At 55.2% G+C, this 21557-nt stretch carries 20 protein-coding genes; 16 read left to right on the top strand and 4 right to left on the bottom strand.

Annotation, left to right across the window (positions count from 1 at the left end; genetic code table 11):
- Positions 1-53 precede the first annotated feature (53 nt).
- Both BLR44_RS17690 and BLR44_RS17685 read left to right on the top strand, forming a co-directional pair.
- On the top strand, positions 54-1994 hold the full coding sequence (locus BLR44_RS17690; RefSeq protein ID WP_089684458.1) for a methyltransferase domain-containing protein: 1941 nt from the start codon (positions 54-56) through the stop codon (positions 1992-1994).
- Between the two features lie 198 nt (positions 1995-2192).
- Positions 2193-2741, top strand: a complete 549-nt coding sequence (locus BLR44_RS17685) for a hypothetical protein (RefSeq protein WP_143017358.1) — start codon at positions 2193-2195, stop codon at positions 2739-2741.
- A 99-nt stretch (positions 2742-2840) separates the two neighbouring features.
- On the opposite strand, the gene BLR44_RS17680 is transcribed toward BLR44_RS17685, so the two are convergent.
- Positions 2841-3965 carry a DUF2891 domain-containing protein gene (locus tag BLR44_RS17680; RefSeq protein ID WP_089684454.1) on the bottom strand — a complete coding sequence of 375 codons (1125 nt, stop codon included), beginning with the start codon at positions 3963-3965 and terminating at the stop codon, positions 2841-2843.
- Positions 3966-4216: 251 nt separating this feature from the next.
- On the opposite strand from BLR44_RS17680, the gene BLR44_RS17675 reads away from it, so the two are divergent.
- From BLR44_RS17675 to BLR44_RS17635, 9 genes are all read left to right on the top strand, one after another.
- Positions 4217-5530 carry a hypothetical protein gene (locus BLR44_RS17675; RefSeq protein WP_089684452.1) on the top strand — a complete coding sequence of 438 codons (1314 nt, stop codon included), beginning with the start codon at positions 4217-4219 and terminating at the stop codon, positions 5528-5530.
- Between the two features lie 41 nt (positions 5531-5571).
- Positions 5572-6066 (top strand): hypothetical protein, encoded by a 495-nt coding sequence (locus tag BLR44_RS17670; protein WP_143017357.1) that lies wholly within the window; start codon positions 5572-5574, stop codon positions 6064-6066.
- 178 nt (positions 6067-6244) lie between these two features.
- A complete protein-coding gene (locus BLR44_RS17665; RefSeq protein WP_089684448.1) occupies positions 6245-6640 on the top strand; it encodes a hypothetical protein in 396 nt (131 codons plus the stop codon).
- Between the two features lie 216 nt (positions 6641-6856).
- A complete protein-coding gene (locus BLR44_RS17660; RefSeq protein WP_089684447.1) occupies positions 6857-8287 on the top strand; it encodes an FtsZ/tubulin family protein in 1431 nt (476 codons plus the stop codon).
- A 161-nt stretch (positions 8288-8448) separates the two neighbouring features.
- Positions 8449-8967, top strand: a complete 519-nt coding sequence (locus BLR44_RS17655; RefSeq protein WP_089684444.1) for a GNAT family N-acetyltransferase — start codon at positions 8449-8451, stop codon at positions 8965-8967.
- A gap of 160 nt (positions 8968-9127) precedes the next feature.
- Positions 9128-9826: a hypothetical protein gene (locus BLR44_RS17650; RefSeq protein ID WP_089684442.1), complete on the top strand. Its 699-nt coding sequence runs from the start codon at positions 9128-9130 to the stop codon at positions 9824-9826.
- A 173-nt stretch (positions 9827-9999) separates the two neighbouring features.
- Positions 10000-13485, top strand: coding sequence for an acetate and sugar kinases/Hsc70/actin family protein (locus tag BLR44_RS17645; protein ID WP_089684440.1), 3486 nt, complete (start codon positions 10000-10002; stop codon positions 13483-13485).
- Positions 13486-13549: 64 nt separating this feature from the next.
- Entirely contained in the window at positions 13550-14668 is a 1119-nt protein-coding gene (locus BLR44_RS17640; protein WP_089684438.1) for a hypothetical protein, read from the top strand.
- Positions 14669-14912: 244 nt separating this feature from the next.
- Complete coding sequence (locus tag BLR44_RS17635; RefSeq protein WP_143017356.1) at positions 14913-16322, top strand: BAR domain-containing protein; 1410 nt, start codon at positions 14913-14915, stop codon at positions 16320-16322.
- Positions 16323-16398: 76 nt separating this feature from the next.
- Here the strand turns inward: BLR44_RS17635 and BLR44_RS17630 are convergent, their stop codons facing one another.
- Positions 16399-16938: a hypothetical protein gene (locus BLR44_RS17630; RefSeq protein WP_089684433.1), complete on the bottom strand. Its 540-nt coding sequence runs from the start codon at positions 16936-16938 to the stop codon at positions 16399-16401.
- A 125-nt stretch (positions 16939-17063) separates the two neighbouring features.
- On the opposite strand from BLR44_RS17630, the gene BLR44_RS28655 reads away from it, so the two are divergent.
- The 5 genes from BLR44_RS28655 to BLR44_RS17610 all read left to right on the top strand — a co-directional run bounded on the left by BLR44_RS28655 (position 17064) and on the right by BLR44_RS17610 (position 20008).
- Positions 17064-17261 (top strand): hypothetical protein, encoded by a 198-nt coding sequence (locus BLR44_RS28655; RefSeq protein ID WP_143017355.1) that lies wholly within the window; start codon positions 17064-17066, stop codon positions 17259-17261.
- A gap of 22 nt (positions 17262-17283) precedes the next feature.
- Positions 17284-17631, top strand: coding sequence for a hypothetical protein (locus tag BLR44_RS17625; protein WP_143017354.1), 348 nt, complete (start codon positions 17284-17286; stop codon positions 17629-17631).
- A 221-nt stretch (positions 17632-17852) separates the two neighbouring features.
- Entirely contained in the window at positions 17853-18494 is a 642-nt protein-coding gene (locus BLR44_RS17620; RefSeq protein WP_089684429.1) for an OmpA family protein, read from the top strand.
- Positions 18484-19563 (top strand): S1 family peptidase, encoded by a 1080-nt coding sequence (locus BLR44_RS17615; RefSeq protein WP_245706101.1) that lies wholly within the window; start codon positions 18484-18486, stop codon positions 19561-19563. Before BLR44_RS17620 ends, BLR44_RS17615 begins: the two co-directional genes overlap by 11 nt.
- A 109-nt stretch (positions 19564-19672) precedes the next feature.
- Positions 19673-20008 (top strand): hypothetical protein, encoded by a 336-nt coding sequence (locus tag BLR44_RS17610; protein ID WP_089684426.1) that lies wholly within the window; start codon positions 19673-19675, stop codon positions 20006-20008.
- A 90-nt stretch (positions 20009-20098) separates the two neighbouring features.
- Here BLR44_RS17610 and xseB read toward each other — a convergent pair whose 3' ends face one another.
- Together xseB and xseA are read right to left on the bottom strand one after the other, a co-directional pair.
- On the bottom strand, positions 20099-20299 hold the full coding sequence (gene xseB, locus BLR44_RS17605; protein ID WP_089684423.1) for an exodeoxyribonuclease VII small subunit: 201 nt from the start codon (positions 20297-20299) through the stop codon (positions 20099-20101).
- A complete protein-coding gene (gene xseA, locus BLR44_RS17600) occupies positions 20284-21489 on the bottom strand; it encodes an exodeoxyribonuclease VII large subunit (RefSeq protein ID WP_089684421.1) in 1206 nt (401 codons plus the stop codon). The genes xseB and xseA overlap by 16 nt, the downstream gene beginning before the upstream one ends.
- Between the last annotated feature and the right edge of the window lie 68 nt (positions 21490-21557).

Raw genomic sequence — 21557 nt, 5'->3', positions numbered from 1 at the left:
GGCGTTAATCACTTGCACTAACCTTTCTTTAAAAACACAGCAAACCCCATCCAATGATCACCTCACCCAAACCTTCCACCACCCCGAAGAAGAAGACCAAGAAACGTGACATCACCCAGGTACTCGGCCCGGTCGATAGCCTGGAGTATTACGTGAAAGCCGACTGGTGGAAGGAAATTTTCAATGCCAACTACCTCCGTACGGACGGCGACGTGGTGGACGATCCGACCATCACGCAGGACGAGATCGATCAGTTTCTGAACGTGATCCACCCGGAGAACGAGGCCTTCATTCTGGACCTTTGCTGTGGCCAGGGGCGTCATAGCATGGAACTGGCACGCCGGGGCTTTACCAACGTGTTTGGGCTGGATCGCTCGCACTACCTGATCAACCGCGCCAAAAAACAGAGCAAGGCCGAAGGGCTGAATGTCAACTTCAAGGAAGGCGACGCCCGCAAGCTGCCCTACCGCACCGATACGTTCGACTACGTGATCATCCCCGGTAACAGTTTCGGGTATTTCGAGTCGCTCGACGACGACTATAAGGTGTTGAAAGAGGTAATGCGCATCCTGAAACCGCAGGGCAAGCTGCTGCTCGACCTGACCGACGGCGACTACATCCGTAAGAATTACGAGGCACGCAGCTGGGAGTGGATCGATAAAAACTACTTCGTGTGCCGGGAGCGCAGCCTGTCGAGCGACAGCGAACGGCTCGTGTCGCGTGAGGTGATTACCCATACGAAGAAAGGCGTCATTGCCGACCAGTTTTATGCTGAGCGCCTCTATACTCCGCAGAGCATTACGCAATTGCTGAAAAACAGCGGGTTTGCTTCGCCCGAAGTGCACAACGAAGTACTGACCGCTACGCAATCGCAACGCAACCAGGACCTGGGCATGATGGCCCGCCGCATTCTGGTAACGGGCGTGGCCGACAAAAAGTGGGCACCCAAGCGTTCCAAAACCAAGACGCAACGTTCGGTGATGGTCATGATGGGCGACCCGCGCATCCAGGATAAGGTAAAACCCGACGGCACGTTCGACGAAGACGATTTTCATACGATCAACGCCCTGAAAGAAGCCTTGGGCGAGAGCAAGGATTTTCAGTTCTCTTACTTCGACAACCACAAGCAAATGCTCCAGCAGCTGGCAACACGGAAAGAGAAGGAGAAGATCGACTTTGTCTTCAACCTGTGTGATGAAGGATTCAACAACGAAGCGACGAAGGAACTGCACGTGCCCGCCCTCCTCGAAATGCTGGAGATCCCGTACAGCGGTGGTAACCCGCAGTGCCTGGCCTACTGCTACGACAAGTCGCTGGTGCGCGGCGTAGCGCGTGAGCTGGACCTGCCCGTGCCCGAGGCGTTCGTGATCAAGCCGGAAGACACCACCTTCATCGACTTTCCGATTCAGTTTCCGGTGATCGTGAAGCCGAACCAGGGCGATTCCAGCATGGGCATCACGCAGAACAGCGTCTGCCACAACATCCTGGAACTGGAATCGGCCCTGATGTACGTCCGCGAAAAGATGGGCTACGAAACGTCGATTCTGGTGGAAGAGTACCTGACGGGCAAAGACATCAGCGTGGGCATCATCGGCAACCTGCCCGACAACTACACCGTTCTGCCGATCATCGAAGAAGACTACTCCGCCTTGCCGGAAGGTCTGCCGAAGATCTGTGGCTACGAAGCGAAGTGGGACCCCCAATCGCCCTACTGGAAGATCAAGTCCATTCCGGCCGAGCTGCCCGAAGAGACGAGCCGCTTCCTGGTGGCCAGTTGCCTGAAACTGTTCGGCCGCCTCGGCTGCCGCGACTACGCCCGTTTCGACTGGCGCCTCGACAGCAACGGCACACCGCGCCTCCTGGAAGCCAACCCGAACCCGGGCTGGTGTTGGGACGGGCACCTCGCCAAAATGGCGAAGCTGGCCGACATCTCCTACGCCGAGATGCTGCACCGCATCGTCCGCGCCGCCGAGTTGCGGATTTTCGGGGAGTGAGAAGGATTGCAAATTGGGTTCAGGTCTGGCGTTTTAGGTCTGACATCCTCAACACTTTTTGTCATCTCGAACGATAGTAAGAGATCTTCCAGCTTTTGAAAAGAGATTTCTCACTACACTCTATTACGTTCGAAATGACAACATAGAAGACCAAAAACGGCGACCTGATGCGGTCGCCGTTTTTGCTATATTTAGACTATGCAAGCACCTAACACAACTCCTTTAGACACAGCTATAGTGACCCTATTTGAAGATCTCCAACATTCTTTAGAAACGCTCGAAGCGTCAAATACACAGTATAATAGACGAGTTTATATAAGAGTATTTTTTGCTTTAGTTGAAGGATCAATTCATATGATAAAGCAGCTAACTTTCTCTCATGGGCATTATACTCAGAAGATTACAGTGCCAGAAGCTGTGATGTTAGTTGAAGCATCTTATGAGGTCAAAGAAAATGGAAGAATTAACTCAAGCGTTCAGTTTATAAAGCTTGCTGGCAACTTTAGATTCATGATACGTTGTGCAGAAAAAGTATTCGACATACAAACCTTATTCGACGCTAGCAGGTCAGAATGGAAAGAGTTTAGAGATTGCATAAAAGTGCGTCATAGAATCACTCATCCTAAAAAAAATAGAGATATGATTATCACGGATGAGGAGATCGAACAAATGAAGAAGATAGAAGGCTGGTACAAGAAAATCTTCACGGATTTATTCAATAAGATGGCTCCTTACGTAGTAAAATAAACTCATAAAAGTATTCGAAGCAAAACGGCGACCTAGAGGGGTCGCCGTTTTGCTTTTGTGCCTTCCTTTTCTCAATAGGCCCAAACAGACGTATCACGCCTAAGAAGACGGCTGGTTCTGCTCCGCGGTGCTCAGTGCGTAGATAGCAAACGAGGCCAGCCAGTGCTCGCCTTCGTAGGCCCCGTCGACGATGTTGGGCAGCGAGTGGCGGATGTGTTCGTACGCAATCGGCTTCAGGTGCGCGTAGTCCGGGAGCGTCTGCGCAATGCCCAACAGACACCACGCCCGACTGAAGTTCAGGCCGTCCAGGTGGACTAGCTTCCCGTCGGTGCGGTCCGACACTTTTCCCGGCTCCAGGGTGAAGTTCGGGTCGCTCAACTGCGGCAGGAATTGGCCGAGCCACGTCTGGAATTCTGCTTCCGGCAGGACGCGCCGCATCAGGTCGGCTTCTTCCAGGCAGGGTGACAGAAAATCATAACCGCTGGGTTCCCAGTTCAGCGGACAGCCCGCATCCGCACCGTAAAAGTCTTTTGCCCGTTGAGCGATCAGTTCCTGGAGGGCGGTCTGACCGGTTGCTTCCGCGTAATCCCACGCGAAGGTGAGTCCGAACGCCGTATTGGTGTGTTCTCCGACGCGGATGGGGTAATTCAACTTAGGCAGGAAATCGAGGTAACGCACCACCAGCAGATCGGCCAGCGGCTGCAAGTTCTTCGCCAGTTGTTGCGCCCAGGGCTCTTCCCAGCGTTTCAGTTCCTCTTCCAATTTCAGGAGCCATGCCCAGCCGTAGGTCCGCTCGTACGACTTGTTGACATCCTTCGTGAAGTACACCAGCTCCTGTTGGATATTGTCGGCAGAAAGGTTGGCCTGCAACTTCTCCCGGATCTCCTCCGCCCGGTCCAGGTTCGGAAACTGTTTCAGCAGATGGACCAGCATCCAGTGGCCGTGCACTGACGAATGCCAGTCGAAACAGCCGTAGAACGCCGGATGCACCACCGACGGCGGTTGCAGGTCGGCCTCGCTCTCCAGCGTCTCGCTCGGCTTGTTCGGAAACTCGTTTTGCATACACTTCAGCGGCAGGGCCACCAGCCGATTCGCTTCCGCGAGTGTCAGGTCGACGGGCGGAGCCTCGGCCGGCTGGGTCGTTTCCGACGCGGTAGCAGGCTTTTCGTGATCCACAGATTGGCAGGACAGGGTGAGAGACAGGAGCAGGAACAATTTCTTCATAGATGCACGACAATCTGCGGAAATTACTTCAAACTTGGCAACCAGTGGCCGCTTTTCAGGGCAAATCATGTCCAGATGAGTGTTCTTTCTCTTCCACCGCCAACCCAAAGGTCCGACCATCTACCCCAGTGCATCCCCCACTCTTCCCAGTTGATTTTGCAGAAATCCTTTCGGCTGCCCACTTTACTGCCTACCTTGTCGCGATTCGATGTATCGTTTGTACATTTCTGATCGTTACTGTTCGCAACGCTATGATCCGGAAATCCTGTTTTCTTTTTGTATTGCTCCCGCTGCTGTGGTCCTGCACCCGCCGCTCGCCCGAACGCGAACCGAGCGACACGACGACCACCGAGAGTGCCACGCCCGCTCCACCGCGCCAGACCGCGGTGCGCATCGACACGGTCAACGTGTTTCTGGAGGTGTCGGGTAGCATGAAAGGTTTCATGCCCAAGCAAAGCCGCGCCAACCGGTTTCAGGAAACGGTCGCCGACCTGTTGTCGGGCGTAGAAAATGCCGACCGGGTGCGCGTGCGAAACTATCGCCTGCTGGGCAGCACGGACCGTCCGATGTCGTACGAAACGGTGCAGAACGACCTTCTGAAATCGAATTTCAACTATACCACCACCAGCCCCTTGGCCGAACTGCTGAAAAACGTGGCCAATCAGGCCTTTAACACCAATACGGTCAACCTGATCATCTCCGACTTCATTTACGACTCGCCGCAAACGAGCCGCTCCAGCCTGGTGCGCACCGAGATGCGCGACATTTTCGCCGACGCCCGGCGGCAGGGACTGGCCGTCTCAATCCTGGGCTTCACGTCCGATTTCTACGGCAAGTACTTCCCCGCCCGGAAGGAGGGCCAGAAGGTGATTCAACTCGACGGCGAAGAGGTGCCCTACTACGTCTGGGTGATCGGTGCGCCGGCGCAGGTCCGCTACCTAGAAGGCGAACTGAAAAACAACCTGCGGCAGGAACCGAACACTGTCCACGTCGGCTTTGCCTACGAAACGCCTGATTTCTCGATCATTCCAGGATCGGCCCGGACGGGAAGCTGGTACTGCGCCGACCGCGGCGAGGCGTGCGCGACCATCACGCTCGACAAAGCCAAAACGCTGAAACAGGAGCAACCCGAGTTTACGATTGGCCTCGCTACCACAGACCTGCCCGGCGACCTGACCACCACGGATTACCTGAAGAAGAACCTACACCTCGATCCGCAGAACTGCGCCGCCGAACTGGTGGATGTGATGACGCGGGAGGACGTGATGCAAGGCGACGTCAATGCCCGCGACCGGGATCGCCTGCGTCAGTACGACCGGTTTGTGCGGTTGAAGGTGACGGACCTCTACGACGAAAAGAAGCCGGGCGTCATCACGCTCTCGCTGCCCAATGCCTCGCCCGCCTGGATCGAAGCCTGGACCACGCAAAATGACCAGACCATCGCGGAAGGCGGCCCGAAAACGTACCTCTTTAGTGACATGATTGCCGGACTGCACGAAGCCTACGGCGAGCGCGAAGAGGGCGAAGCGTTTCAACTGCAAACGCAGGTGGAGGTAGGGCGGTAGAAACTCTTGATCGGAGTATTAGTGTAAGTATGCTACAGCCTGTGAAACGCGTTATCCTTTACATCTTTCTATTTCAATTAGTCGGAATCCCAATTGGAATAGGGCAAAATTTACAACCGTTCTACGAGCAAATTGCTTTTGGCTATTACCGTAACGAGATTTTAGCGAAGAAGCCGGTCAATAAAAAAATTAGAATTTATACTCAGCTCGAAACAGAAAGAGGCAATCCGTTTGGTTATCCTGATCCTGAGTGCATTGAAAAGTTCGGATTGACCTTAAATGATAGTCTACTCCATTACCCTTCTCTTCATACTCAGTTGGCCTTAACAGATTTAAATGACCAACGATTTAAAATAAGAAAGCGTCCCGATGGAAAGTATCCGGCTGTCTTTGTTGGAAGAGCATATACGACAGATGATAGGTCAGTGATCGTTACCATCAGTCAAATTCATCGTTCCTATGGCGATATTTACTATATAATCCTTGATCCTCAAGGCAACATCATTGGCTGGTGTGAGACGGGATACGTGGTTTAAATAATGTTAATGGCTCATCGTCCACACCTGAATGCAGTGGCGGTAAAATTTCAATTCCCTAATGTCATCTCGAACGAAGTGAGAGATCTTTTAACACTACAGATACATGCCCTTTGATGCCAAAAGATTTCTCCCTACGGTCGAAATGACAGTAGTTATTAACTAGGACCTATAGTCTATGAAAAGTTTGTTTCGTTCGCTTTACGAGTTGATTGCCGGGAATCCGCAGCCGCCGGCCGATACCCCGCTGTACCGCGACATCATTTTTCCGGATGTGGGGGGCGTCACGCTGCTCATCACGCTCGGGCTGGTGTTGGTCTATTACTACGGCCTGAACCACTTCCTGCGGATTCACTGGTTCTCGCTCTGGTACCACTGGCTGCTGGTGCTGATGCTCAACGCCGTGATCGCCTACATCTACGCCACCTACTACTGCAACCTCAACGAGGCCACGCCCGATTCGTACATCTATTGGTTCGGCACGGCCAACGCCCTCTGGAGCGCCGTCTTCTTTTTGGCGTTCTCGTTCGCCGTCAAGTGGAAATCGTCCATGGCCAGTCGAACGCCTTTTTAGAGCAGGTGTTGAGGTGGCGAAGTCGTGGTGTGGCGATGTATCCACCTTTGGTCATCCTGAGCAGCGCGAAGGATCTTCTAACACTTCAAGTTCATTTCTCTACAGATGTAGAAAGATCCAGCACCGGCCGCCCGGCTTACGGGATGACAAAACCAGCGAAGGCCTTGCAGCCTGACCCAATTTGTAATCTGAAATCTGCCATTTGTAATCCTTCTTATGCCCAAACTCTTTCTTTTCGGAATCGGTGGAACCGGCTCGCGGGTGCTTCGGTCGCTCACGATGCTGATGGCTGCCGGCGTTCCCATCAAAAACTGCGACCGCATCGTCCCGATCCTGATCGATCCCGATTCGCAGAATGCCGACATGCTGCGGGCGGTCGAACTGCTGAAGACCTACAAACGACTCCACAAGAAACTGGGGCGTGACGCGGGCTTCTTCGGGAAGGAAGTCAGCACCTTGGCCGACATGGAAGCACGCGGCGAGGGGAAGATCAAGGATACGTTCATTTTCGACTTCGGCGGGATCAACCAGAGCTTCCGGGATTTTATTCATTTCCCCGATCTGGAGCCCGACACGCAGAGCCTGATGCAGTTGCTCTACACCGACGACAACCTGAACTCGCCGCTGACGGTGGGCTTCAAAGGCAGTCCGAACGTGGGCAGCGTGGTGCTGAACCAACTCAAGGCATCGCCCGAAATCCGGTTCTTTGCCGACAATTTTCAGACGGGCGACCGCATCTTTATCATCTCGTCGATTTTCGGGGGAACGGGCGCGGCGGGCTTTCCGCTGCTGCTAAAGAACCTGCGCGATCCGGATTCGGGCCTGCAAAATGCGGGGGCCATTGCCCAGGCGCTGGTCGGGGCCATCACGGTGCTGCCCTATTTCGCGCTCCAGACCGACGACGGCAGCCGCATCGACTCCAACACGTTCCTGACCAAGACGAAGGCGGCCCTCTCCTACTACCGGACCAACCTGAACGACCTGAACGCGCTCTACTACCTCGCCGACGTGTCGGACAAGCCGTACGAAAACCGGGAAGGCGGCGCGGCCCAGAAAAACGACGCGCACCTGGTGGAACTGCTGTCGGCGCTGTCGGTCGTGGATTTTATGGAGTACGATGCGGCTGAACTGACGGGCGGTTCCACGCGCTACCACGAGTACGGCCTCCGCGACGACCGTCCGGAAATTTTCCTGGATCACCTCTACGCGGATACAAAAGATAAGATCGCCCGGCCCCTGACGCAGTTCATGATGCTGGCGAAGTATTACCGCGAGCACCTAGAAGACGACAAAGGCAAGAACTATTACAAGGGCCTGAAGCTGGACCACGCGATGCGCAACGACTCGTTTTACCGCGACCTGGGCACGTTCCTGGACGGGTACTACACGTGGTTGAGCGAACTGGCGGGGAACCGCCGCGGCTTTGAGCCCTTCAACCTGGATACGGACGATTTCAACACACTGATCAACGGGAAGACCATCGCCACGGGGCTGTTCAAGAAGGGACTGACGCCGGGCTATTTCCAGATCGAACTGAACCGGGCCGAACAGAAGATGCAGGACGAGCCCGATCCGAACCGGAAGTTCATCAAGCTCTTCCACGAGGTGACCGGCAAAGCCTACGAGGAAAAAGTCCCGACGATTTAAGCGCAGAGCGCAGGGAGCATGGTGCAAAGGACACAGGGTTAAGATCCATTAGATTGTCATCTCGACCAGCGGGACCGGGCGGCCGGAGCCGAGATCTTCAAACATTTGAAACAAGATTTCTCCCGATGGTCGAGATGACAAAAAGTGGAGAATAATAAACCATGATCATCACCGGAGAGAAATTTGTTTTACGGCCATTTACGATGCAGGACGTCCCTGCCGTGGCGAAGTACGCCAACAACAAGGCGATTGCCGATAACCTGCGTGACGTGTTTCCGCATCCGTATTCCGAACAGGACGCCGAAGAGTTTATCCGGTACATGACCATCCAATCGGAGCCGATGACTCACTTTGCCATCGACATTGATGGGGAAGCGGTCGGTACCATCGGGATCTTTCTGAAGTCGGACGTCTACCGGAAAAACGCCGAAATCGGCTACTGGCTGGCGGAACCCTTCTGGGGAAAAGGCATCATAACCGAAGTGATCAAACTGATTGTGGCGTATGCCTTCGCAACCTTCGACCTCGTTCGGATCTACGCCGAACCCTTTGCTACGAACGTCGGCTCGATCCGCGCCCTCGAAAAAGCAGGATTCGTTCGGGAAGCGCTGCTCCGCCAAGCCGCCATCAAAAACGACGTCTTGCTCGATAGCACCATTTACGCGCGATTGAAGCCATGAAGATAGAATTTGTAAGAGGTTATGCGTTAGATCGCACATTCTGTCATCTCGAACGAAGTGAGAGATCTTGTTTCAAAAGCTGATAGATTTCTCCCGATGGTCGAAATGACAAAAGAGTATGAAGAGAAGATAGTGAACCCGTAACTCAAAACCTGTACTAATGGATTTCTTTCGAAAGCTCTTCAAGTCGAACACCCCGAACGAATCTGAGAACTACTTTTCAGAAGAAAAGCACGAATCCAAAAAGCACTTTCTGACTCAGGAAGAGGAGTATGTTGGGTACAACGTGGACATGTGGGTCAACAACGAAATTCCTGCCCTGGATGAGGAGATTGCGCACTTGATTTATCAAAAAGACCTGGACGAGAATACGATCCATACATTTCTAGGCTACAGACAAAATTCTGATTTAGGTCAGTCGAGTTGGACGGAAAAAGGGATGCTCAATTTCCCTGGGCCATTTTATACCAGTGAAACCGACACATGCGGAACAGGCATTTGCGAAGCGCCCCTTAATGTCCTAATAGATGAGCACTACATGGAGCATGTGATGATTCAACCTAGAACCAAGAACGAGTTGTGGCAAGTATGCAACGCCGGAGCGGTGGAAATTTATAGTGCTTATCACTGTGATGGCAATCAACATTGGACCGTGCAATTAGTCAGAGACTGGTGGAAGAATAAAGACGACCTCCTGGCTCATTTGAAACACCAAGAACTCATCAAACATAATTGTAACCAGGATAAGAGGTATGCACATTATCTCCAACACCAAGCAAAACTTGACCTTCGGAAGTACTGCTTTTTCTTGGAAAATGGGTTCTACCCCTCTCACGAAAAGCTTCCGGAACTTGATTGAAACATAAAATAAGCTAAGCTGATAGATTTCTCACTAGCGTTCGGAATGACATAGTAAAAACATGGACTTGAAACCTGAGACTGCGCGGCAGCCTGAAAGCCAATGTGCAATTTGAAATCTGCCATTTGTAATTCTGACCTCACCATTTCGCCACATCACACCTAAAATCCATTATGCCCAAAGTACTCCGGCCTCACGCGAAAGGCTCTGAAGATATCGAAGGGTGGAAACAGTCGGTTCAGATCGACGCTACCCACATCCAGGACATTGACGACCCGTCTGGCGGCAAGGCCCGCAAGGTCATCACCTCCATCCCCAGTCCGTTTGCGCGGATGCACCTGTTCGAGACGGCCTTCGAGTTTGTTACCCAGGACCGGACGGGCGATCTGCGGCAACGCACTATCTACCATACGCTCGTGTCGCAGTGCCTCGATCTGCTCGAGATCGTCTTCAACCTGCCCAAGTTCCGGCAGGCGGGCAAGAACCTCCAGTTCCATCGCTGGAACCTGGCGGGCGAAGTACAGAAATTAAAGGCACATCCGAAGCACCGGCTGCTGGGCGAAACCCTGGGCCTGTACCTGGGTTTGACCAACCCCAACCTGCGGAGTCATTTCTATGGCTTCGGTGACTTGTACCTACTGTACTACAACTACCGGGTGATTGGTGGGTCGTCGCCGTTTACGCTGTTTTTCGCCGCGCCCGACGTAGAACCGCTCGACCTGACTAGTGCGAAAGGCTACCGCTTTTTTGAGAAGCCCGTGGCACTGCCCGACCGGCCCGAGCCGTTTCAATTGTACCTCCACAAGTTGTTCCTCGCCTATCCGCCCCTGCGGGAGGAGAACTTCTGTCGGCAGATGGCCGAATACCTGGAGCGTTCGCTGAAGCAACGCCCCGACCTGGAACAGGAGGTAAATCGGATGCGGCTAGAAGGTGGCTACGACGCGAACCAGTTTCAGAAAGAATACGGTCCGCTGCTGGACAAAAGCAACAGCCCCGTGGTGGTGAAACAGGTGCCGCTGGCGGGCGAGAAGATCGGCACGACCAAACCCGAAGAGGTCAGCGACTTTGTGATTGCCGCGACCGTTCCGGCCGACGAACGGCCACCGCTGGTGCTGAAAGAGGGCCATTACCCTGGCTGGCGCTACGTGGCGGGCGAATGGAAACAGGAGACAAAAGTGCCGATCAAAGAAGGCAAGGCCTTATCGGATCGCGTGTTGCCCGGCCTGGCGGAGCCGTACCCGTACCTGGCGATCGGCGATTTCCTGGAAGATTACCTGCTGAAACTCCCGTACGAATTGAACTCGGCCCGTTTCAATACCGGCGAGGTGCAGTACGAAGCCGACACGGAGCGGCAGTTGCTGTTCAAGTTTCCGTACCTGCTGCCCATCAAGAAAGAATATTTCCGGTATTTCAAGCTGGAAGACCTGACGCGGCAGCTCAAGTTTTTCATTGAATACGGCGGCGTGCGGGTGCAACTGCGCATCCCGGTGAAGCGCGGCGAAATCGTGTTTGAACGGCGCTATTACGACAATCCACAGAACCCGAAAGACGCGTCCGGGCGGGAAATTCCCGAGAAGGGCAAGATCCTCACGGCGCAGATCGGCATGGGCGTGTTCCCGTTCTACAAGTACGAGGATCAGCGGCAGTACAACGACCTCTACAAGGTGATGCTGGTCGACCTCGACATTTCCGGGTACTACGCCTACCGGCCGTACGACCTCCAGTTTTACGTCGACAACCAGCCGATCACCGAGAGCGGCAGTGCCTGGGGGTTGAAGAAAACCGTACGGGTGGAGAAGGGCGAGGGCAACCCCGGCTCGACGTACTACGAGGTGTTCAACACGCATTTCGACTTTGCGGAACTGGTGCATCCCGAAGAAGGGAAGTTCGGTGATCCGGTGAAAGGCTTGATCATTCCCCGCTGGGAGCGGCTGACGCGCGGCACGAAGGAATACACGTTTGCCATCGACTTCGGCACGACGAACACCCACCTCGCCTGGACCGACAGCCCGACCAAACCGCCCCGGCCGTTCACCATTTCGGAAGAGGACTTGCAGGTCGTTCTCTTGAACCAACCGCTGCAAGACGCCAGCCAGCGCGCGGGCGACCGCTACGGCCCTGGCTCGTTCGGTGATGCGATCGAGCTGCATACGATCCAGACGCGCGAGTTTATTCCGTCGATCATCGACGGCAGTTCCTTCTTCCAGTTCCCGATTCGCACGGCCGTCTGCGAAGTCCGCGACTTCAGCAACCGTCCGACGGATTTGCTGGGCAACATCAACATCGGGTTTTCGGTCAACGCTGAGAACAAGATTCCGGCCCACACGCGCTACCACACCAACCTGAAATGGGAAACCGACCTGGGCCAGAAGGGCGTCGACCGCATCGACGTCTTTTTCCGGGAACTGCTGCGACTGATCCGCAACAAGGTGGCCCTGAACGACGGCATCGTGGGGCAGACGCGCATCGTCTGGTTCGCGCCACTGAGCCTCGACCACTTCTCGCGCAACCAGTTTGAAGACAAGTGGAAGACGCATTTCCAAAACATCTTCAAGACCGACCGCACGCCCATCTACCTGACGGAATCGGCCGCGCCGTACTACTACCTCAACGCGACGAGCCAGGTGGTGCCCGGCCGGGACGAGAACCTGCTGAACATCGACATCGGTGGCGGCACGACCGACCTGCTTTTCTTCGTGGAACAGCAACCGACGTACGGCTCGTCGTTTCGATTTGCGGGCGATGCGCTGTGGGGCGACGGCTTCAATACCATCTCGCAGAAAGACAATGGCTTTTTGCAGGCCTTCCGGCAGTCAATCGCGCGGATTCCGCGTTCGGAGCAGACCAGCAAGGTGATCAGCTACTTCGAAGAGGCGCTGAAGAATCCGGACTTCAACTCGGCCGACGTGGTCAACCTCCTGTTCACGTACGACCAGGTGAACGGCTACCAGTTCTCCGACGAACTGAACCGCGTCAAGCACCTGCGCCTCATCCTGCTGCTGCATTTCGCGGCCATCATGTACCACAGCGCGCAGATCATCCAGGCGCTGGGCATCAAATTGCCGCGTTACATCACGTTCAGCGGCAAGGGCAGTCTGTACCTGAACCGTCTGGCCGGAGGCAGCAACCTGGGCAGTCTGGAACGGTTGACGCGCCTGATGCTGAAAGCGGTAACCGGCGAAGAACCACCCGCCAATTTCCGGCTGGTGCAGACCCCGAATCCCAAAGAAGCGACGGCCAACGGCGGGGTGTACTACACGCCCAACGTCCACGGCTCTACGGAGACGCAAAACGTACGGCTGGTCGGCACCGGCGAAGGCCAGGAAGTGCAGGCCGCCGGAGTGCACTACAAGGATGTGGACGTGGCCCTACGCGATCAGGTGATCCAGAACGCCGAGCGCTTCTTCGCGCTGATGCTCGACACGCCCGAAATTACCCGCATGTTCAAGGACGAATTTGCCATCGAAGCCGATTTACCCGCCCTTCGCCAGAGCATCCAGAGCAAGCTGCGCGACAGCCTGAACAATGGCCTGAACCGGGCGATGGAACGGCGCGACGTCCGCGAAGACTTACTCAACGAGACCCTGTTCTTCTTCCCGATCAAACACACGCTGTATGAACTTTCCAAAGAGGTGTTCGCCCAGTACCATGCGCAGTAAACTCGTAGCGACAGAGAGGCCGTCCCCGCGATTCATTCCGTCATTACGGACGAGCTTTTGCGTCATGATGCTCACGGCTAGTGTGATTTCAGTACAACGAGCACAGGCACAGGATTCGGACGGGCGGCGGCAGATCTGGTGTGAAACGATTCGGTTTATCTATACCGACAACCAGCGGGCGGACTTGGTGCCGACCGTTTTCTGTGACGATTCTGTTTCGTTCGTGCGCAGCATCCAGGGCGACAGCTTAAGCGCCTTTTCGTTTTACCAGAGCATCGAGAAACCCGCGATCTACGCAGGGCTCAGCACCGAAATGGCAAAGAGAGAAAAGCTGATCCGGGAAATCACGGGCAAATTAAAAGCCCGCCGCACGGGCGCACGCGCCGCGAAAGTCGATAGTCTGGAACAGCAACTCATGGCCCTGGCACAAAGTGAACCGCAATTGGGCGAGGTGGTACAACAGCCTCAACCCGTATTGGACACGCCTGTTCAGGCCACCCAGACGCCCGCGGCGACTCCCACAGAAGCGCCCGACTATCTCTGGTGGTTGATCGCACTGAGCGTATGCGTTGTCGGGCTGGGCGTGGCCCTCTGGCAATTGCTACAAAAATTGAATGCACGCATCGACCGAAGGGCAAGTCGGGACGAAATGCAGCAACGTCTCTCTTACCTGGAGGAACGTCTCAAAAAGCTGGAATCGGCCAAACCGCCGACGCCGCCTTCCCCCTGGGAAACCGTGCGGCCGGAAGTAGAACGGCTGTTGGACAAGCGCCTGCGGGGTGGCAAGTCCGCCCCGGCTCCGCAACCCATGCCTGCGGCGCCCCCGGCTCAAGCGTCCCCGCCCCCGCAGCGCGAAATGGCTCCGGTCCCCACCGATCAAATCCGCTACGTGAAGAACCCGAACAACGGGGCGTTCCACGAAAGCAAATTCACCACGAACCGCCAGCGCGACAGCATCTTCACGATTCACCAGCGCCCCGACCGCACCACGTTTTGCGTAACGGAAGATCCGGAGGTGCAGCGCTACGCGATGGAGTACGGCTACAGCTTTTTTGAGGAGGCGTGCGACTACACGCAGCAAACGCCCAATCCCACGCGGATCGTCAACCTGGAGCGCGGCACACTGCAACGCGACGGCAGCGTCTGGAAAATTGAAAAGAAAGCCAAAATCGCGTTTGAGTAGCTGGGCTACTAACAATTATGTCATCTCGAACGCTAGCGGCCCCGCAACGGCGGACCGTGCCGCAGCGGTGAGAGATCTCGTTACAAATGATAGAAGATTTCTCACTAGCGTTCGAAATGACAAGAGGATGTAGGGTGAAAAGCAAGGGACCTGGGACTTTCGACCTGCAACGTTTGACCTATGCCCTCCGCCCAATTTGTCATTTGCAATCTGTAATTTTCAATCCTCCTAACCCCTTCCGCCCTTGCTATTCCTATTAGAACTTGGTGTTATTGGCCTGATCGTGGTGCTGCAAAGCGTCATCTTTGTGCGGAACCTGGGGCAAATCCGCAAGCTGGCCACCTTGTATCCGGAGCGGGACGCTCTCCGCATCCAGCGGGTGCTGATTCATCCAGCGAATGAACAGGACGCCGAGACGCCATCTCCCCTAACGGCAGAAGCGTTCGAAGTGGACCTGATTGCCGCACAGGACGTCTCCGATACGTTTGCGGAGATTGCGGAGGACACCAACACCTACCTCGAATACAACAAAGGCACCGCTGCCGATTTCAACATTCTGAAAGACATTTCAGAACGAAAGTCGGAGGCGGAGGAAAATGCGGTGCAGGCCAACATCGCGACTCCGCTATACGTGGGGTTGCTCGGTACGTTTCTGGGGGTGATCATCGGGCTGACCAGCATTCTGTTTACGGGGGTGGAAGAAGCCTCAATTCAGCGGTTCCTGGTCGGGGTGGTCATCGCGATGGTCGGCAGCTTTTTCGGCTTGCTGTTCACGATGTTCGGGAACCAGCGCCTCAAAACGGCCCGCCTGACCCGCGACCGGGCGCAGAACGATTACTATACCTTCCTGCAATCGCGGCTATTGCCCCGTTTGCAATCCGACATGACGACCGGGCTGATGGGCATCCGGCAGATCCTGGACGCCTTCAACCGCGACTTCCTGGGTCGGGTCAGCGACTTCCGGAACCTCTTTCACGACCTGGCCGACTACGTCAACCTGCAACAGCGCTTTATGCAGACGTTGGAACAGGTCGGGTACCACGAGATGGCCGAGGCCAACCTGAAGGTCTTCGACAAACTACAGGAGACCGAATCGCTCTTCCAGCGCTTCCACGATTACCAACGGTCGATGAACGACTCCCTGGAGCGCGGCAAGGTCGTCGCCGACCAGATGACGCAGATCATGGGGCGCCTCACGCAACTTGATCACCTCGGCGAGTACCTCCAGCGCAACGACGAACTCCTCCGCAAGCAACTCGGCTACCTCAGCGCCCACCAGGACAAGATGCAGAGCATCACCGACGCCATCCAACAGCACTTCGACGAGGCCAGCCACGACATCGCGAAGGTGGTGGAACGGCGTATCGGCCTGATGAAGAAGGAAGAACAGGACGCCGGCGAGATGTTGCGCCAGCACTTCTCCCGCCTCAACCAGGAAAACGTCTACGAAAAAATGATCGCCTATCTCCAGCCGTTTCAGGGCATGAAGGAGGAAATCACGGCCCTCCGCAGCGACTGGGAAAAGACGCATCGCCTCCTCTTGAACCGGATGCTGGAAGACAGCACCACGCAAAAGCACATCCTGGAACAACTCGAACAGTTCAACGTGAACTTCAACAAGAGCTGGTGGCAACGCATGCGCGAACGGATGTAGCGTCAATGCCTTTTACCTGTTACCTCAGGCTGATGTGTGCTTATATGGAAGAGACAAAATGAGACAGGTTATGGGTTTAAGAATCATAACAATTCCAGGTATTTCCCTCTGAAGTAATTATTCCTATTGCTTCGACAAACTCGTCAAAGGACTCCGCTATCTTCATCCACCTGTTGTCTTGTTCAGCGTCTCCACCCCATCGCAGTATCATAACAGTAGGACTTTCAGCACTTCCACGATAATCGAGTACAAAAGGAGAATCTGAACCCCTCCCAAGGTCCGCAATAGGTATTGATTTCTCTACGTCAATATCACCGGGTTTAACAGTCGAATCAGCTTTCCCAAGAAACATGCATCCTGATTCATCAAACCATTCCGCTTTCGGCCATTTTTTCATGCCATTTACTTCGCGCTCCATCAACTCAAAATCATATACTTCAAAATCGGCAGCATACGACTCATATTCATCAAATCTCCCCTTTAGATGCTCCGGCAAGTCAAGTACCTGTTGGATGCCAGTTTTATCATCAGGAGCCCTCCAATGGCCATTTCGAAGCATGACCACAAGTTTTTCAGGGAGTTTCAATCCGTTGATGATATATTTTTCTTCAAGCATGACACGATCTTATGACTAATTCTACTATCTCAGTCGTCCCACGTCTCCCGCACACGAACCCACATTAGCCGGGGGACGCCTACCATGATTTTCTCAAGATAGAACGCATCCATTTCTCAACTGCCATGAAGCTTTTTCCGGAACAGCTGTTTCACCTCTATAATCGGGGAAACAACCGCCAGCCGATTTTCTTTGAGGGAGAAAATTTATCGCTACTTCCTGAGCAAAATGCGGAAGCACCTACGCCCTCATGCGGAATTTCTGGCGTATTGCCTGATGCCGAATCACTTTCATTTTTTGGTCTTTTTTCCACAGGAGTCTGACACGGAGCAATTTAGTCAGGGTATGCGCATCATCTTAGGTTCGTACGTGACAGCGATCAATCGGTGTTACGGCCGCACAGGCTCTCTTTTCACACAAAACACCCATTCCAAACCACTGGAACAATCGGATCAGCACTACCCGCAACTCTGCTTCTATTACATCCACCACAACCCCCTCCGCGCCAAACTCGTGTCACAACCCGAAGATGGGCCTTACTCGTCCTTACCGGATTACCTTGGCATCCGCCGAGGCACCTTCTGCAATCAAACCCTCGCCCGGCAACTTCTCGATTTGCCCTCCGACCCACACCAACTCGCTCAGGAAGCGCGAACGCAACTCGACCCGGAGATCACTGATAAACTCTTTTAGAAACGAGAAAATGTGAAATGACCTCCCACGGCTGAATTCGGATGGTTGCGCGCCGTGGGACGGCTGGGGTGGGAGTTAGGGCCGATACGCTGCCTACGCCAGCGGGCGGATCACCTTAACACCCCTCTTTCAAGCGATCCGACCGCTACCTTCCTTACTTCCCTCCCCCTTTCATCCCATTTTTACGCTTTTGAAAAAGCAAAGCAGTAATTTCACCTCTGATGCAACCGAGTAAAGACTTTTTCTGGCCCAGCTATGTCGATCTGATGACGGCGCTGTTTGTGGTGATGCTCTCGCTGTTTGTGCTCAGCTTCAAGCTGTTTAAGGACCGGGAAGGCGAGCTGTTAGTGATGGCACAGCAGTACCAGAAGTTGCAGGAAATCGAGCGGTCGTTGCAGGGACTGGAAGGAGAATATTTCGTGTACGACGAAGACAATAAGCGCCATGAACTGAAAGTACCGGTGCAGTTTGCCTCGTGGGAGTCGACCATCGATGCGCGCTACCACGAGCCGCTACGGCAGGCAGGACTGCGGCTGAAGAACCTCATCAAAAATATTCGGAACGACGAGAACGTTAATTATTTGATCATCATCGAAGGGATGGCCGCCCGCGACCGCGACGATGCCGCCCTGAACCGCGATCCTGACTTCATCCAACGAACCTACGACCTCAGCTACCAACGGGCGCTGGCGCTGCGCAACCTCTGGCGGCAACAGGGCATCACGTTCGAAGAGGGCAACCTGGAGGTGATCATTGCCGGGAGTGGCGTGTTCGGGACGGGGCGGTACACGGGCGCGCAGGAGGGGCAAAACAAACGGTTCTTGATTCAGATTATTCCGAAAATTGGGGAGCTTGAAAACTAAGGCATTTCTGAGCGTAATGGCCGTTCTGCTGGCGGCCTGTCACACCGATTTCACCGACATTCCGCATACGGTGACGGCGGTGCGGGGCGGCGATACGCTGGTGTTGAAAAACGGTGTAGCGGTGAGCTTAATCGGCGTGGAAGGCAACGCGGAGAGTCAGTCGTTTCTGGAAGAACACGTCCTGAACCAGAAGGTGCAGGTCCGGTTCGACCGGAGCAACTATCCGGAAGTCGATGAGGGAACGGAGTTGGTGTGGGGCTACGCGACGACGCTGCGGGGCGAAGCGCTGAACGGGGAACTGTTGCGCCGGGGCCTGACGCCGCTCGACGAACTGTACCTGACCGACAGCCTGAATGCCTTCCGGCGCTACGCCCAGTCGGGTGGGCTGGTCCCGGAATACGCCCTGCCGGAAGAGTCGGAGGCGGCTGATCCCGAAGCCCCGTTGGAAGCCCGCCCGCCCGTGCGCCGCTCCGATGAGTCGGTTGCGGAGGCGCTCCCCGACGAAGAAGTGAAGCCCCGCCTCAATTCGTTTGCCGATCTGGTTGAGTACGCCGAACAGTGCGTCTTTGTGGTGCTGCGACGCAATGCGCAGGGACGCGTCGACGGGCAGGGTACCGGGTTTTTCATCGGGGAAGGGCTGGCGGTGAGCAACTACCACGTGTTCGAGGGCAGCAACGACTGGTACATCCGCGCACACGACGGACGGCGCTATCCGGTCACCGAGATTCTAAAGCAAAGTAGGGAGTTCGATTTCGTGGTGTTCCGCGTCGCCACGAAGACCTATCCGTTCCTGGACCTGGCCAAGGCAACGCCTCGCAAGGGCACCGACATTTTTGTACTGGGTAACCCGCGTGGTCTGGAAAGCACGGTGACGCGGGGCGTGGTGTCGGCCATTCGAAAGAAAACCTACTCGGACGCCATGTTGCAGATCGACGCGGCCATTTCGCCGGGGAGTAGCGGCAGTCCGGTTATGAACCTGCAGGGAGAGGTCGTCGGCATTGCCACCTCTCAGCTCCGCGACTGTGAGAACTGCAACTTCGCGATGAACATCAATCTAGTGAAGAAGTAATGAGCATGAGCAGAATAAAAGCCTGCAAGGCAAAGAAGATAAAAGAGGAGCGATAATAACTTCTTGAATTTAACAGGTCTATATCAAAGCGAACTGGCAGGAATTTGTGATGAAGCAGCAAATGGCTCTACTGGCTTATGCATTCATTAGGCATTTTAAAAGCATGTTTAGGAACCACCGCAAAGAAAGCGTCAAGGCGTTTATCGCCCATATAATGCGCCTGAACAAAACTCAAAAAAGCGAAGAAGTGGCGGAATGGATTGCAGATGCAGAGGAGTTAGTAGAGTATAATGAGTGGGGAGTCGCCCTCGAGAATCTGCTCGTGAACCTTTACGAGATTTCGTTTCCTTTCGACGAAGAAGCCTGCCAATCGGCCAAAATAGCCCTATGCAAAATTGGTGTAGACTACTCCTCCTGGCGCTTTATCGAGGAAATGGTTCGGTAGTCTTCTCCGAAAGTCTGAACTGGTCGCGATGACAGGCAGAATGTGCTTCACGCAATCTGAAATCTGTCATGTGCAATTTGCCATCTGACTTCACGCCTCCCCTTCTTCGTCTAAAAGCTCATCGGTGGCGGCTTCGACCTGGCGGAGGCGGATGCGGCAAAAGTCGATCAGGGTACGGGCGCGTTTTACCTTTTCCAGCAGGTCGTCGATGCGGGTCACGTCGCCTTCCAGGTCTTCCAAAAGGGTTTCCAGCTCCTGCTGGGCTGCTTCAAATGTCAAAGGTTCTTCCATTCGTTTTCTGTGGTTTCGTCTACCGTGATGCTGGTGAGCGTGCCGTTCGCCAGCCAGGTTTTCAGGAGTTGTCCGGGAGGCACGTCCGCCGCCTCCCGCACGATGGTGCCGTTGGCGGTCGTCAGGGAATAGCCGCGACGCAGCAACTGCTCGGGATCGGCCGCCGCGACACGCAAGTGCGCCCGCTCTAGCTGGTGATCGGCTTCGCGCAGTCGTTGCCGCACCGCGTAACGCAAGGTTTCGGTCTGTTGGTGTAGCGTATGTTGCGCGTGCTCCAGCCGACGCGCCACCACATGCTGTAGCTCCTGTTGCAGGGTCGTGATTTCTTCTTCGAACGCCGCCGCCCGCATTAGTAGGAAGTAAGCCACTTCGCGCGGTACGGCGCACCGCGTATGCGCGACCAGATCCAGCGCCGAGATATCGACTTCATGGCCGATCCCCGTCAGAACGGGCAACGGACAGCCCGCCACCTGCGTCGCCAGCGAAAACTCATCGAAACAGGCCAAGTCGAGTTGCGCGCCTCCGCCCCGGATGATCACCAACGCATCGAACCGGTCGGCCTGAGCGGAAACGGTGGTGATGGCCTCGGCGATGCTGGCCGGTGCGCCCTGCCCCTGCATCAGCGCGGGAAACAGTTCGATCCGAAAGGCATAGCCCGCCGCGTTGCGTTGCAACAAGGTCCGGAAGTCGCGGAAGCCCTCGGCGGTCGCCGACGAGATCACGGCGATGCGCTGGGGTACCGTGCACAGCGTACGCGCTTTGTTGAGCTGCGTCCACCCTTCCCGCTCCAGTCGCGCAAAGGTCTCTTGACGCCGCTGCATCGCCTCGCCCAGGGTGTAGGCCGGATCAACATCGTGTACTGTTAGCGAAAGACCGTATTGGGCGTGGTAGCGGACGCTCACCTGCATCAGCACCTGCTGCCCCGCCTGCAAAGCACTGCCCGTTGCCTGCGCAAAACGCGACGCCACTGCGCCATACTGGTTCCGCCAGAGGCAGGCCCGCAGTTGCGCCCCTTCGTCGGCGAGGTCGAGGTAACAGTGGCCGCTGTGCGCGTTGACTTTCAGGGAAGCGATTTCGGCCGTGACCCAGTACCGCTCGGCAAAGGCTTCGCTGATGACGTCCTCCAACTGGGCAGTCAGGTCCGCCAGGCGTAAGGGGGTAATGAGGGCAGAAGGTACGGGGGGCATCATCACGCAAGTTACGTTAATCTTCGATTAACCTTAAAGCACCCTGAGAGGTTCGCAGCCCTACAAAAAAC

Source organism: Catalinimonas alkaloidigena, from assembly GCF_900100765.1.
GTDB classification, from domain to species: domain Bacteria; phylum Bacteroidota; class Bacteroidia; order Cytophagales; family Flexibacteraceae; genus Mooreia; species Mooreia alkaloidigena.
Note: the sequence above shows the minus strand (reverse complement) of the source record. Positions and strands in the feature narration are given on the sequence as shown.

What these genes read in the sequence shown, in the direction of transcription:
- BLR44_RS17690 (WP_089684458.1), top strand. Translation starts at nt 54, where the DNA reads ATGATCACCTCACCCAAACCTTCCACCACCCCGAAGAAGAAGACCAAG.
- BLR44_RS17685 (WP_143017358.1), top strand. Translation starts at nt 2,193, where the DNA reads ATGCAAGCACCTAACACAACTCCTTTAGACACAGCTATAGTGACCCTA.
- BLR44_RS17680 (WP_089684454.1), bottom strand. Translation starts at nt 3,965, where the DNA reads ATGAAGAAATTGTTCCTGCTCCTGTCTCTCACCCTGTCCTGCCAATCT.
- BLR44_RS17675 (WP_089684452.1), top strand. Translation starts at nt 4,217, where the DNA reads ATGATCCGGAAATCCTGTTTTCTTTTTGTATTGCTCCCGCTGCTGTGG.
- BLR44_RS17665 (WP_089684448.1), top strand. Translation starts at nt 6,245, where the DNA reads ATGAAAAGTTTGTTTCGTTCGCTTTACGAGTTGATTGCCGGGAATCCG.
- BLR44_RS17660 (WP_089684447.1), top strand. Translation starts at nt 6,857, where the DNA reads ATGCCCAAACTCTTTCTTTTCGGAATCGGTGGAACCGGCTCGCGGGTG.
- BLR44_RS17655 (WP_089684444.1), top strand. Translation starts at nt 8,449, where the DNA reads ATGATCATCACCGGAGAGAAATTTGTTTTACGGCCATTTACGATGCAG.
- BLR44_RS17650 (WP_089684442.1), top strand. Translation starts at nt 9,128, where the DNA reads ATGGATTTCTTTCGAAAGCTCTTCAAGTCGAACACCCCGAACGAATCT.
- BLR44_RS17645 (WP_089684440.1), top strand. Translation starts at nt 10,000, where the DNA reads ATGCCCAAAGTACTCCGGCCTCACGCGAAAGGCTCTGAAGATATCGAA.
- BLR44_RS17640 (WP_089684438.1), top strand. Translation starts at nt 13,550, where the DNA reads ATGATGCTCACGGCTAGTGTGATTTCAGTACAACGAGCACAGGCACAG.
- BLR44_RS17630 (WP_089684433.1), bottom strand. Translation starts at nt 16,938, where the DNA reads ATGCTTGAAGAAAAATATATCATCAACGGATTGAAACTCCCTGAAAAA.
- BLR44_RS28655 (WP_143017355.1), top strand. Translation starts at nt 17,064, where the DNA reads ATGAAGCTTTTTCCGGAACAGCTGTTTCACCTCTATAATCGGGGAAAC.
- BLR44_RS17625 (WP_143017354.1), top strand. Translation starts at nt 17,284, where the DNA reads ATGCGCATCATCTTAGGTTCGTACGTGACAGCGATCAATCGGTGTTAC.
- BLR44_RS17620 (WP_089684429.1), top strand. Translation starts at nt 17,853, where the DNA reads ATGCAACCGAGTAAAGACTTTTTCTGGCCCAGCTATGTCGATCTGATG.
- BLR44_RS17610 (WP_089684426.1), top strand. Translation starts at nt 19,673, where the DNA reads ATGAAGCAGCAAATGGCTCTACTGGCTTATGCATTCATTAGGCATTTT.
- xseB (WP_089684423.1), bottom strand. Translation starts at nt 20,299, where the DNA reads ATGGAAGAACCTTTGACATTTGAAGCAGCCCAGCAGGAGCTGGAAACC.
- xseA (WP_089684421.1), bottom strand. Translation starts at nt 21,489, where the DNA reads ATGATGCCCCCCGTACCTTCTGCCCTCATTACCCCCTTACGCCTGGCG.